This is a genomic window from Methylobacterium sp. 17Sr1-1 (assembly GCF_003173775.1).
In the GTDB taxonomy this organism is placed as follows: domain Bacteria; phylum Pseudomonadota; class Alphaproteobacteria; order Rhizobiales; family Beijerinckiaceae; genus Methylobacterium.
The window spans coordinates 1,473,847-1,485,877 of sequence record NZ_CP029552.1 but is presented as its reverse complement, the minus strand read 5'-3'; the positions used below and the strand labels follow the sequence as shown (position 1 = coordinate 1,485,877).

At 65.0% G+C, this 12,031-nt stretch carries 10 protein-coding genes; 4 read left to right on the top strand and 6 right to left on the bottom strand.

All coding sequences use genetic code 11. The features are described from left to right. Positions 1-197 precede the first annotated feature (197 nt). The gene (locus DK412_RS30055; RefSeq protein WP_162596136.1) at positions 198-1,973 is read left to right on the top strand and encodes a calcium-binding protein; all 1,776 of its coding nucleotides are present in this window, start codon (positions 198-200) and stop codon (positions 1,971-1,973) included. Between the two features lie 204 nt (positions 1,974-2,177). Here the strand turns inward: DK412_RS30055 and DK412_RS06650 are convergent, their stop codons facing one another. The 5 genes from DK412_RS06650 to DK412_RS06630 all read right to left on the bottom strand — a co-directional run bounded on the left by DK412_RS06650 (position 2,178) and on the right by DK412_RS06630 (position 6,258). Continuing rightward, positions 2,178-2,423 carry a hypothetical protein gene (locus DK412_RS06650; RefSeq protein ID WP_109971306.1) on the bottom strand — a complete coding sequence of 82 codons (246 nt, stop codon included), beginning with the start codon at positions 2,421-2,423 and terminating at the stop codon, positions 2,178-2,180. 216 nt (positions 2,424-2,639) lie between these two features. Continuing rightward, positions 2,640-3,296 carry a Hint domain-containing protein gene (locus DK412_RS06645; protein ID WP_109971305.1) on the bottom strand — a complete coding sequence of 219 codons (657 nt, stop codon included), beginning with the start codon at positions 3,294-3,296 and terminating at the stop codon, positions 2,640-2,642. 512 nt (positions 3,297-3,808) lie between these two features. Continuing rightward, positions 3,809-4,054, bottom strand: coding sequence for a hypothetical protein (locus DK412_RS06640; protein WP_109971304.1), 246 nt, complete (start codon positions 4,052-4,054; stop codon positions 3,809-3,811). Next, the gene (locus DK412_RS30575) at positions 4,051-4,269 is read right to left on the bottom strand and encodes a hypothetical protein (protein WP_204165514.1); all 219 of its coding nucleotides are present in this window, start codon (positions 4,267-4,269) and stop codon (positions 4,051-4,053) included. Before DK412_RS30575 ends, DK412_RS06640 begins: the two co-directional genes overlap by 4 nt. An 813-nt stretch (positions 4,270-5,082) precedes the next feature. Continuing rightward, positions 5,083-6,258, bottom strand: coding sequence for a YihY/virulence factor BrkB family protein (locus DK412_RS06630; RefSeq protein ID WP_109971303.1), 1,176 nt, complete (start codon positions 6,256-6,258; stop codon positions 5,083-5,085). Positions 6,259-6,596: 338 nt separating this feature from the next. Here DK412_RS06630 and DK412_RS06625 point away from each other — a divergent pair, with 338 nt between their 5' ends. Then, positions 6,597-9,059, top strand: coding sequence for a PAS domain-containing protein (locus DK412_RS06625; RefSeq protein ID WP_109971302.1), 2,463 nt, complete (start codon positions 6,597-6,599; stop codon positions 9,057-9,059). Between the two features lie 52 nt (positions 9,060-9,111). Here the strand turns inward: DK412_RS06625 and DK412_RS06620 are convergent, their stop codons facing one another. Beyond that, on the bottom strand, positions 9,112-10,140 hold the full coding sequence (locus tag DK412_RS06620) for an HWE histidine kinase domain-containing protein (protein WP_109971301.1): 1,029 nt from the start codon (positions 10,138-10,140) through the stop codon (positions 9,112-9,114). A 401-nt stretch (positions 10,141-10,541) separates the two neighbouring features. Between DK412_RS06620 and gntA the strand changes: the two genes are divergently transcribed. Both gntA and DK412_RS06610 read left to right on the top strand, forming a co-directional pair. Further along, on the top strand, positions 10,542-11,246 hold the full coding sequence (gntA, locus tag DK412_RS06615; RefSeq protein WP_109971300.1) for a guanitoxin biosynthesis heme-dependent pre-guanitoxin N-hydroxylase GntA: 705 nt from the start codon (positions 10,542-10,544) through the stop codon (positions 11,244-11,246). Then, positions 11,236-11,910 (top strand): urea carboxylase-associated family protein, encoded by a 675-nt coding sequence (locus tag DK412_RS06610; protein WP_245447454.1) that lies wholly within the window; start codon positions 11,236-11,238, stop codon positions 11,908-11,910. Before gntA ends, DK412_RS06610 begins: the two co-directional genes overlap by 11 nt. Positions 11,911-12,031: the final 121 nt, after the last annotated feature.

Below are 12,031 nucleotides of genomic sequence, written 5' to 3'. Positions count from 1 at the left end.
CTTACGATATGGTCTGTCGCAGTTTCTTGTTGTGCTGGGTTTTCAAGGATAGCCTATGGTTAGCTTGTTCGAGCGTCGGATCGTATATCGTAATATGCGATCCGTTCGTTCCTAGATTGAACTTACAATCGTAGCGACAGTTATTCCAGCAGATCATAATACTAATCAGCAAAGAGCGGCGACAAGATATGAGTTTCGTGGATTTTTATACCCCAGCCGGACAGCAATCTCTTAATGGCGGCGGCGGGTCATATGCACCCTATCGAGCGCTATATGACGTTTATTACGCGGGTGGCTTCGTTGCTGTTGGCAGCGCAAATACGCAGGAAAGTACTCAGACTGTTACAATAGGCCCGGATAACGTATTGCTATCGGACCTTAGGAATTACAGTGTAGGTGGCAGTTTTGGGCTTGGAGCGCCGTCTATAAGCATCGATAGCAAATATGAGGCAGGCATAAACACGGGTATCGTTACAATAACTATAGGTTCGCAGATAACAGGATTTAGGGGTGGGCCATATTTTCAACCTAGATACAGTTTCGAAGCACGACAGACTGGATTTCAAACAAGTTCTGCAATTTCATTCGAAGATATAAATAGCGGTCAGGTCTATGTCTTGTCCAATGATACAAATATACAACAAGGAAGTCATCTGACGCTAAAGAGTGATAACGGAGGGGATGAATTTATTACTACATCTATAAATTTTTCCAAAACGATAAATGGTACAGCAAAGAGCGAGTCGCTGTCTGCTCCTGCGTACATTTCAAATTCCGAGAATTTCTTGATATTTTCCGGGGGAGGAAATGACACTCTCGTTGGTAGCCAAGCGACAGATACACTGGTTTCGACCAATGGCGGAAACAGCCTGCTTATAGCTGGCACAGGCAGGAATTATCTCGAAGGAGGCGGGGGGCAGGACACCCTTATTGGTGGAGGAAATAGTCGCCTCACGGCAGGGGCCGGCGGGAGCTTCCTGTTCACAGATGCCCATGGCCATGACGTTCTCATTGGCGGCATAGGAAACGACATACTAGTCGCTCGCTCCGGCGCGAACCAGCTAACTGGGCTCGGCAGCGGATCCGACCAACTGTATGGCGGATCTGGCTCCGATACGCTCACAGCCCTCACCGGTGATAATCTGCTCTACGCAGGAAGTGGCCAAAATTTTCTCCAGGGCGGCGCCGGTCACGACACTCTGTTTGGTGGCGGGCTGACTAATATGCGGGCTGGCCAAGGTGGGAGCTTCCTCTTCACAGACGTTGGAGGAAGAAATACACTCGTCGGCGGTGCCGGCAATGACACCTTGGTTGCTGTCTCAGGCGAGAATAAGCTTGTTGCGCTCGGATTTGGTTCCGACCAATTATACGGCGGATCAGGATCTGATACTTTAGAGGCTGGAGGAGGAAACAACTCATTGCTGGCAGGGTCTGGTGCCAACATTCTCCAGGGGGGCGTTGGTCGTGACACTCTCTACGGTGGTGGCAGATCAAGTCTCACAGCGGGATCCGGTGGCAACTCCCTGATATCCAGCGGCAACTCCGACGGACATGATACCCTCACAGGAGGAGCCGGCTCAGATACCCTAACTGCTATTTCCGGAGAAAATATATTAGTCTCTGTAGGAGCATTCGATACCCTCTATGCTGGAAACGGCGCAGACTCAATGTATGGTGGTCTTGGAGGGACAACGTTTGTTGATACGAAGAACGGCAACACACAAATTTTCGGTACGAATGGTGATGATTTATTTTATATATCCAAATTTACGGGATCGGATACTATCATAGGCGGAGGAGGCAGCGATATATTGGCTGTGTCTGGATACACCAGCGCAGATGCCACCATAAGCAGCGGCGCAAGCTCCACGATAGTCGATCTGAAAAATGAACTTGGGGGTCAAGCCCTAATTAGCGTATCAGGCATCGATGTATTACATTTTAGCGATGGGTCGACCTTGCGCATCGGCTAGAATGTCGTCTAGAGCGCTTCACGATCGCTCCGCAATCGCGAAGCTTCTCTAGGTCTTTGGTTTTGCCGCATTTTCTGCGACGAACCGGTATCCACTTCGTCGGAAAATGCTCTAGGCGCCGCGCCGCCCGCCTCGACCACAACACCGCACCTCAGGCGCAGGATAGGAGCATGGCGAAGGTGAGGGCGACGTAGGCGGCCGGGCTCAATGCGCCACGCTGTACATGACGATGCGCTCCAGCGCCTCCTCGAAGGTCGCGTGCGTGCCCGCGATCGGCTCGTAGAAGGCGCCCTTCTTTCGCTCGGCCGTGAACCATTCCCGGATCAAGCCGGCGTCCTCGTCCTGCCAGCGGCGCACGCGACCGATCGACTCCTCGCCGCGGTAAACCTGCCCGACGCGGGAGCGGCCATCGGGGTCGGGGATCCATGCTTCAGGGTAGGTGATCGACATCGCTCACTCCTCCCAGGCCGCAGGCTACGCCCACTCGGAAAGGTGCAGCAAGCGCAGAAGGGCCTGCGAGAAACGGGGCATCTGACCCTTGCCAGCAGGATCACCATCCTCGAGGCGCTCGCCGCGGTTCACGACGCGGTTGAGCGAGGTGCCGAGGGTGTCGGCAGTACAGTGAGCCCCGCCAACAACAGCCGGCGGGGATTTTACCAGTCCGGGCTACGCGGCGATCCAGGCGAAGCGCCCGGCCTCATCCCAGGCGCAGGCCTCTCCTAGCGAGGCGGCGAATACGGTCGACAGTCGCGCCCGCTCCGCCTCTACCGCCGGTCCGTCCACCGCCACCGGCCGGCAGCGGGCGGAAAGGCCCGGCACGACGAAGTCGGGGTTGTGTAGGGCGTGGTCAGAGGCTTCCTCGAAGAATGGTCGGTTCCCCCAGTCGAGGTAGCTCTCGGCAGGCAGGCCCTCAGCCAGCAGGATGTCGTGGGCATCGAGTTCAACGTGCCAGTAGGTGACCAAGGTCACTGGCTCGCGGATGATGCTGGTGCCGTTGATCAGGCACATGATCGGGACGAGGTAGCCGCCGGTGCCGTCCTCGTCGGCGCCGACTAGCACCGGATGTCCGGGGGACAGGCGCAGGTCGCGGACGGGGAGCCCGGGCCCGAAGGCTTCAGCGCGGATGCGGATCGGCTGCTGATCGTCTATGAGGACCACGCCAGCGCCGTCGATGGCGCGATGGCCGATCCAGACGATCGGCCGCAGGGCACCGGAGGCAGTCACCGCTTGATCGCCGATCCGCAGATCTTCCACCGCGACGTTGCCACGCATGGTGCTGATCTGTGTCCCCGCAACAAAACATAGAAGATAGAGAAATAACATATCTGAATTGGTTGTGCCGACTATCTGTGAATTTTCTGACCCATTGATAGTGGCAGTTTGATTTTGTAATTGACCATTTCCGGTAATATTATAATTGAAACCGCCTGCTGAAATACTGATATTTTTGAAATTATATGCGTATTATACCGTTCCATGGGATTCGAACCGATAAGACTCGTAAACTGTATTGCTGGAATTCAGATAGTCCGATAATCCGTCGATAGACTTTTCGTATATAGTTCCTGATGCCCCGATAACATTTCCATTTTCATTATTGATTTCGAGTTTTATTTTAGCAGTATCTTGCCCAGAGGTCTGACGAGTTATGGTAAAATTGTCAGTCACCGTCGCCATGATACTACCTCTAACCGCCATACACGTGACCGCGGCGGTCGAACGTAACAAAAGGCGAAGCTTATGCCACCGCTTTCAGTGGTGCTGCGCTATGACGCAACCCGGAGTAGCATTAAAGTCATAGTGGCGCGCAGGTCATGCCAGCTAGGCGGTGAGGTTCACCCGACCGGCGCCAGCAAGATCGCCGTCTTCACCGCATGCCGCCGCTGCGGCCCCGTCACGCCCTCCCGCGCCAGCACCTCCGTGCTGTAGGCGTTCGCCAGGACGGCCGCGGCGACGTCGAGGCGCTTGTCGCCGATCTCGATGATGGCTGGCGCCGACGGGTCGGCGAGGTAGGCCGAGATCGCCGCGTCGAGCGCGTCGTCGGTGAGGAGCTTCTGCTTGTAGGCGTCGCCGCCGGTCATCGCTTCGTCCCCCAGATCGGGATCATGCCCGGCTGCTTGATCGGGTGCGCCCGGTACGCTCGCCCGTTCCCGATCCGGATCCACTCATCCGTCGCCTCGGTCACGTCGCGTGTGCACGGGATCAGGACACCGCAGAAATCGCCGCGGATCGCGCCGAGGTCCGGGCTCACCCCGAACAGCCGCAGCGTGTCCCATCCGGTCGCGTGCGCCTGCATTCCCCAGCGCTCGACGAACTCCTGGCAGCGCCGGTGCGTCTCGGCCCATTCCGCCTCGCGCAGGCCGCGGCACGGGACGACGCCCGGCGACGTGCTGGCAAGGCCGCTGGTCCATCTCGAGGACGGAAGCGGGGAGGGGAGTTGGCATCCTGAGCATCTAACTAATCGCCAACTCCCCGACCAGACGCGGACCATAACTTCCACATGGGGAGAGGTCGCGAAGGGGAACACATTTCAATGAAATCAGACAGTTGCCACGGCTTCCCAAGCTGAATGTCGTCGGTTCGATCCCGATCGCCCGCCACAAAGCTTTTGCGCTCCGCCATCAGGCGGTTACGCGGACTTCCTCAAGCGCTTCCGAAGCCATTCTGGTATCAGTTTCTTGCCTGATACTGGCATGATACCTCGACTAGCTGCCGGACGGCTGGATGGACGCCACCCGCCGGTACGGCAAAGCCGCGCGGGGGTGGCCCATCCGTCCCGGCAAGGTCCGGCACAAGCTCCGCCAGCGCATCGCGGAGGGACGCCCGTTCGCGGAGCTCAACGACCGTCGGTTCGCAGTGACCGGACCCCGGCCTTCGAGAGGAACGTACGACGATGAGGAGGCGGCCCGACGAAAGGCCTGGCCGCACCGGACGTGCCGCCTCATGACGTCGTATCCTTGGCCGGCCTCGGCGCTGTTTGGCTGCCGATGAGCTTTCTGCCGGATCGGACATCCTGGAAGGGGAAGATCGCCCGTTGAGCCACCGGGTCCGCCGTAGGCCGGCCCTGGTGGAGATGCAATCGCCCGCGCGGCGCCTCGGCAAGGACCTGTCAGGTGGACGCGGCGACGGTGTCGGCCATGCGGGCCTGGCGGGCGCCGAGCGGCTTGTCGCCGTCCACCGTGCTGTCGCGCGCGGTCTGGTGCTCCATCTCGGCGTTGAGCTCGGCCCCGAGCAGCACCACCGTCGTGGATAGCCAGATCCAGGTCATGAAGCCGATGGCCGCGCCCAGCGAGCCGTAGGTCTCGTTGTAGCTGCCGAAGTTCGCCACGTACCAGGAGAACAGTCCCGACGCGACCAGCCACAGGGTGCCGGCCACCGCGCTGCCCCATGTCACCCAGCGCCACCGGGGCTTCCGGCGGCTCGGGCCGAAGCGGTAGAGCACCGCCAGGCTGGCGATGACGAGGACGAGCAGGGCAGGGAAGCGCAGGAGCGCGATGTACCAGGCCTTCTGGTCGAGCCCGAGCACCTGCAACGCGGCCGGCACGACCACGATGCCGGTGAGCGCCAGCACCACGAACAGCAGCGCCCCGACGGTGAATGCCAGCGACTGCAGGTTGAGCATCACGAAGGAGCGCCTCTCCTTCTCCTCGTAGGCGATGTTGAGCGCGTCAAAGACCGCCTTCATCCCGCCGTTCGCGCTCCAGAGCGAGATCAGGATGCTGATCACCGCGGTGAGGCCCAGCGCCTTGTCGCCCTTGTCGACCAGCCGCTTCACCTGGCCGCCGACGATGTCGAGGGCCCCGTCCGGCAGGATGCCGCGCAACTCGTTCAGGTGATGGGCGATGGTGCTCGGGTCGGCGACCGCGCCGTAGATGGAGACGAGCGCCGCGATAGCCGGGAACAGGGCCAGGATGGCGTAGAAGGTCACTCCCGCCGCGACCAGCAGGATGCGGTCGTTGCTGAACTCCTGGTAGAGGCGGAGCGCGATGTCCTTCCAGCCCTTGGCAGGGATCTCGGAGGGCGTGTCCGCCTTGCGCCCGCGCTCCGGCTCGGCGTCCGCCAAACGCTCGGCCGCGGCGCCCTCGTGCGAGACGGGTCCATCCCCGGTACCGAGCGTCCGGTCCTCTTTCCCCGGACCGCCGGACGCAATCGGCAAGGAACCTCCGCGCCGCCTCGGTAAGGCGACCAGACCGACGAGGGCCACGCCCAGGCACGCGGTCCACAAGGCCGGCGAGGTCCGCTCGGGTCGGGCGGAAGGAGGCGGCGGGGCAGGCTGGTCCGTCATGGCTCACCGGGAAGCAGGGCTCACGGTCGGCCCTGGGGCATCTTCACAACGGCAGTGGACGCGCTTTGGTGCCCGCGGGCCGCCGATGTCGTGCTCATCGGCCGTTCTCCATTCAGGCGGCCGCGACGACGCAGCCCCCCAAGGGAGCAGTCGTGCGCGTGAACCCGCACTATCTAGGGCCCAGACCGACCGAGCGTGGCGGGCCAGGGCGCCCTGCCACGCCGAAGCGACAGGTGACGCGGCCGCCATGCCAAGCAGGACTTCCCGTTGCGCGACATCCCAGGCCGGCCGGGGCCGTCGGAGGACCACGAGCGACGCGGCGAAGGGTTGCGGGCGACATGCCTGACGCGTTCCCGTTCCTGCCGCCCGGGGGTGTGACCGGTGCGGAGATCCGTGCCCGCGATTGGTCGGCAACGTCGCTCGGGCCTCCGGAAACCTGGCCGACGGCCCTGCGCTCCACCCTCTCGCTGATGCTCTCCTGTCCCACGGCGATGTTCCTCGCCTGGGGACCGGACCTGCTCTGCTTCTACAACGACGCCTACCGGCCGATCCTCGGCTACCGCCTGCCCACGGCCCTCGGCAGGCCTTTCCGCGAGGTCTGGGCGAGCATCTGGGGCGAGATCGGGCCGCTCGTCGACGCCACGATGGCCGGCGAGAGCCGGAAGATGACGGACGTCATGCTCGACCTCTCGCGCGAGGGAGAACCCGAGCGGAGTTGGTGGTCCTTCACCTACTCGCCGGTCCTCGACGATGCCGGCGGCATCGGCGGCCTGTTCTGCGTCACCGCCGAGACCACCGACCGCGTGCTCGCCGAGGCCGCCTTGCGCGAGAGCGAGGACCACTTCCGGCACACGGTCGAGCTCAACCCGCAGGTGCCCTGGACCTGCGACGCGGACGGCAACATCACCTCGTACTCGAACCGCTGGCTCGAACTCACCGGGCAAGCCGCCGGCGAACCGGACGGGGCGGGCTGGGCCAAGGCGCTGCACCCCGATGACCTGCCGGGGACGATGACGGTCTTCGCGGCCTCGCTGAGTTCGGGCGAACCGGTTGACGTCGACTACCGCATCCGCGTCGCGGGCGTCGGGGAGTACCGCTGGATGCGCGCCCGGGCGCGGCCGCGCTGGGACGAGGGCGGCGGCATCGTCCGCTGGTACGGCGTGGTCGAGGACATCCACGACCGGAGGGTCGCGGAGGAGCGGCTGCGCGAGATGAATGCGACGCTCGAACGCCGGGTCGAGGAAGCGCTCGCGCAGCGCAAGCTCTGGGCCGACGTGTTCGAGACGACCGACGCCCTGGTCGCGGCGCTCGACCCCGATTACCGCGTGCTGGCCTTGAACCGCGCCTTCGCCAACGAGTTCGAGGCCACGTACGGCGTGCGGCCCAAGGTCGGCGACGACCTCCTCGGTCTCCTGGACGGCGTTCCCGAGCAGCGGGAACTGGTTCGCTCGGTCTGGGGGCGGGCGCTCGCCGGCGAGGAGTTCGTGATCGTCGAGGAGTTCGGCGGCCCCGGTCGGTCGCGGTCCTGCTACGAGATCCGGTTCACGACGCTGCGGGACGCGCAGGGGCGGCGGATCGGCGCCTTCCAGTACGGCGTGGACGCCACCGAACGGGTGCGCGGGCAGGAGCAGCTCGCGCGGGCCGAGGAGGCGCTGCGCCACGCCCAGAAGATGGAGGCGGTGGGCCAGCTCACCGGCGGCGTCGCGCATGATTTCAACAACCTGCTGACCATCATCCGCTCGTCGGTCGAGTTCCTGCGCCGGCCGACCCTGCCGGAGGAGCGCCGGGTCCGCTACCTGGAGGCGGTGGCCGACACGGTCGACCGCGCCGCCAAGCTGACCAGCCAGCTCCTCGCCTTCGCCCGCCGCCAGGCCCTCAAGCCGGAGGTGTTCGAAATCGGCGAGCGCGTGCGGGCCACCGCGGAGATGCTGAACGCGGTGACCGGCGCGCGCATCCGCATCGTGACGGAGGTGCCCGCCGAACCCTGCCACGTGCGGGCCGATACGAGCCAGTTCGAGACCGCGCTGGTGAACCTCGCCGTGAACGCACGCGACGCCATGGACGGCGAGGGCACGCTGACGCTCCGGCTCACCTGCGGCGAAGCGCTGCCCTCCATTCGCGGGCACGCGGGCGCCCCCGGCCCCTTTGCCGTCGTACGGGTCTCGGACGAGGGCGCCGGCATCGCGCCGGAGTTCCTCGCGCGCATCTTCGAGCCGTTCTTCACCACCAAGGAGGTGGGGAAGGGAACCGGGTTGGGCCTGAGCCAGGTGATCGGGTTCGCCAAGCAGTCGGGCGGCGACGTCGAGGTGGCGAGCGAGGTGGGGCGCGGGACGACCTTCACGCTCTACCTGCCCCATGTCGGCCCACCCCTCCATGTCGAGGAGGATGGCGACGACGAAGCCGGCGAGCAGGACGGGGGACGCGCCCTGTCCGTGCTGGTGGTGGAGGACAACCTCGACGTCGGGCGCTTCTGCACGCAACTCCTGGAGGATCTCGGCCACACGACGGTCTGGGCGCACAACGCGGAAGCGGCGCTCGACGAGCTGGGAAGGGTGCCGTCGCGGTTCGACGCCGTGTTCTCGGACGTGGTGATGCCCGGCATCGGGGGGGTCGAGCTTGCCCGGCGGCTGCGGGTCAGCCACCCGGACCTGCCGGTGATCCTGACCACCGGTTACAGCGACGTGCTGGCGCGTGACGACGCGCACGGCTTCGAGCTCGTGCGCAAACCCTACTCGGCCGAACAGGTCGCGCGGGCGCTACGCGGTGTCCTGGCCCGTCAGCGGAAGCGGACGCCGGCCTGAGGCCTCGCATCGGTGACGCCCCGGAAGGCTTTGCGCGCCAACCCCCCGTCGCTTAGGCGTTGCGGTTCGCCTCGGCGTCAGCGCTCGGAAGCGGCATCCGCACGGAGACCCGAAGCCCATCGGGCGCGAAGGCGACGTCCACCTCGGCGCCGGTCTGGGCAGCCAGGACCTTGTTCAGGAGGCGATGGCCGAAGCCCTCGCGCGTGGGGTGCTTGGTGGGGGGGCCGTCGTGCTCGGCCCAATCCCAGCGGAGGGCTCGCCCAGCATGCCCGTCCTCGACCCACCAAGTCACTTGGAGCCGCCCGTTCGGATCGGCCAGGGAACCATGCCTGAGGGCGTTCGTGGTCAACTCGTGCAGGGCCATGCCGACCGGCACCGCGAGTTCCGACGGCAGGATGACGTCGGGTCCCTCCAGGGTCAGCCGTCCACGCCCGCCATAGGGCGAGAGTTCGGCCCGCAGCAGCCCCTCGAACGAGGCGGCCTGGGCGAGGGCCTCGGTGATCAACGCGTGCGTTCGCGCCAGCGAGCCGATCCGGCCCGTGAACGCCTGGGTGAACTCGTTGACCGTCAGCGAGGATCGAGCGGTGGCATTCACCACGGCCTGAACGGTGGCGAGCGTGTTCTTCACCCGGTGGTGCAACTCGCGCACCATCAGCGCCTGGCGGTCCTCGCCGCGGCGCCGCTCGGTGACGTCCCTCTGGACCGAAACCCAGTGCGATATGCGGCCATCCCCGTCGCGAACCGGCGTGATCAGCCACTCGACGATGTATGCGGAGCCGTCCTTGCGGTAGTTCACCGCCTCGCCCTGGAACTCCTCACCGGCGACCAGGGTGGCCCGCATGCGGTCGAGGACGGCACGCTCGGTCCCAGAGCCCTGAAGGAGGCGAGGCGTCCGGCCGAGAACCTCGTCGGCACCATAGCCGGTCATGCGCGTAAAGGCGGGGTTCACGTACTCGATGGAGGGTCCCGGTTCGTCGAGGTCCGCCGAGGTGATGACGACGGCCTCGCCCGAGGCTTCGACGGCGGCCTGCAGGAGCCTGGTGTCCGGTTCCCTCCTCCTCGCGATGTCCTGGCCCGCCAACGCCACCTCCCGACCCGGCCCCGATCTATAGAGGCTGCCAATTAATCCATGATGTGCCTCTCAGGTTTCCGCCCTGCATCGTCGGTGCAACGGCCGACCAGGGTGAAGCGCGGATGCGAGCGTCGACGCGCTCCTCCGGGCAGGACCCCAGGCATGCGGAAACGGCGCCGCGCGCAAGCCTTTCCCGGTACGCAAGGGGTCCATCGGGGTACAGGCCGAATCAGCTGGGATGCGCGACCCGTTCGAGGCGCTCAGGCCCATCCGAAGAATGCGCTCCCGATGTGGACAAGCAGGACGAGGCGGCGGCTGCGCGGAACGCGGACCGGACATCGCCGTTGCCCGATCCCGTGGCATCCTTGCCGGTGCCGCGGGCAATCGTGAGACCGACGTGCCGAGTTAAGATGCAGCTACCCCGAGACGACACCCACCACCCGAGGGCCGAAGCATTCCGTGCCTTCATCCGCGATGCGGGTTTCCCGTGCGTCGGCGCCAAGTCGGCCCTGACCAAGGGCCAGATGCGGGTCCTGGTCGCCCGCGACATCACCTCGGCGTGGGATGACATGCGCATCTACCCGGCGCTGATGGCCTTCGCCGCGCGCTACGGGCGACAGCCCGACCTCTTCCAGAGCTTTGCCGTCATCTTCGAGGGGCCGGGCACCCTCGACGAAGTGGGCTTCGAACGGCACCTTTGGGATCGGGTGCAGTCGCTCGCCGACAAGGACGCCTGGCTCGGCCATCCCTGGGACGAGCGCGTGGCGCGGGAGCCGGACAACCCGCACTTCTCGCTGAGCTTTGCCGGCGAGGCGTTCTTCGTCGTCGGCCTGCACCCGAACGCCAGTCGGCCCGCGCGCCGGTTTTCCTCGCCGGCCCTGGTCTTCAACCTGCACGCCCAGTTCGAGCAGCTCCGAGAGGCGGGCCGCTACGAGAAGCTGCGCTCCTCCATCCTGCAGCGGGACAAGGCGCTCGCCGGCTCGGTCAACCCGATGCTGGCGCGGCACGGCGAGGCTTCGGAGGCGCGCCAATACAGCGGCCGGGTCGTCGGCGAGAAGTGGCGCTGCCCCTTCCGTCCGCGCGGCACCAACTCGGGGGGCGCCGATGTGCGCTGACGCCGCCACCCACGAGATCGCCCCGCGCTCGGGCGTGGCCTTCACCCTCGACAAGGGCGACCGCCTCACCGTCATCGACCCGCGCGGCGAACAGGTCGCCGACCTCCTGGCCTTCAACCGTCACGACCTCGACGAGGTGATCTCATCCGGTCGCACACTCGACTATGCGAGCCGGATTTATCTGACGACCGGCGACCCGCTCTACTCGAACCGCTCGAACGTGCTGCTGCGCATCGTCGAGGACACGGTGGGCCGCCACGACTTCCTGCTGACGCCGTGCTCGGCCGACACGTTCCGCATCATCTACGGCGACGAGAACCCGCACCGGGGCTGCTTCGGCAACCTCGTCCACGCTCTGGCGCCGTTCGGGGTCGCCCCCGACCGCATCCCGGTGGCGTTCAACTGCTTCATGAACGTGCCGGTCGACGGTGCGACGGGGACCCTCACGGTCGAGCCGCCGCTCAGCCGGGCCGGCGACCACATCACCTTCGAGGCGGAGGCAGACCTTCTCATCGGCCTGACCGCCTGCTCGGCGCTCCAGTCGAACAACGGCAGCTTCAAGCCGATCCACTACCGGATCGAGCGCGCCCGCGGGCGAGCGCACGTCGGCACGAACCCGAGCGGTTACGATGCCGACCGCAACGCGTCGGCGTCTGGCGCGTAGCACCTGCAAGCAACGGGGTCCGCCCGCCGGCGGTCCCTGCCGGACGCCCGGGGTTCGGCGCGGCACGGGCGGTCGCGGGACGCGCGATGCGACAACGGGCTTGTGCCGGGTGCGGCATTCC

Bases quoted from the DNA above. Each gene is read 5' to 3' on its own strand.
- DK412_RS06650 (WP_109971306.1), bottom strand. From the start codon at position 2,423: ATGTCGATCACCTACCCTGAAGCATGGATCCCCGACCCCGATGGCCGC.
- DK412_RS06645 (WP_109971305.1), bottom strand. From the start codon at position 3,296: ATGTTATTTCTCTATCTTCTATGTTTTGTTGCGGGGACACAGATCAGC.
- DK412_RS06640 (WP_109971304.1), bottom strand. From the start codon at position 4,054: ATGACCGGCGGCGACGCCTACAAGCAGAAGCTCCTCACCGACGACGCG.
- DK412_RS30575 (WP_204165514.1), bottom strand. From the start codon at position 4,269: ATGCAGGCGCACGCGACCGGATGGGACACGCTGCGGCTGTTCGGGGTG.
- DK412_RS06630 (WP_109971303.1), bottom strand. From the start codon at position 6,258: ATGACGGACCAGCCTGCCCCGCCGCCTCCTTCCGCCCGACCCGAGCGG.
- DK412_RS06625 (WP_109971302.1), top strand. From the start codon at position 6,597: ATGCCTGACGCGTTCCCGTTCCTGCCGCCCGGGGGTGTGACCGGTGCG.
- gntA (WP_109971300.1), top strand. From the start codon at position 10,542: ATGCAGCTACCCCGAGACGACACCCACCACCCGAGGGCCGAAGCATTC.
- DK412_RS06610 (WP_245447454.1), top strand. From the start codon at position 11,236: ATGTGCGCTGACGCCGCCACCCACGAGATCGCCCCGCGCTCGGGCGTG.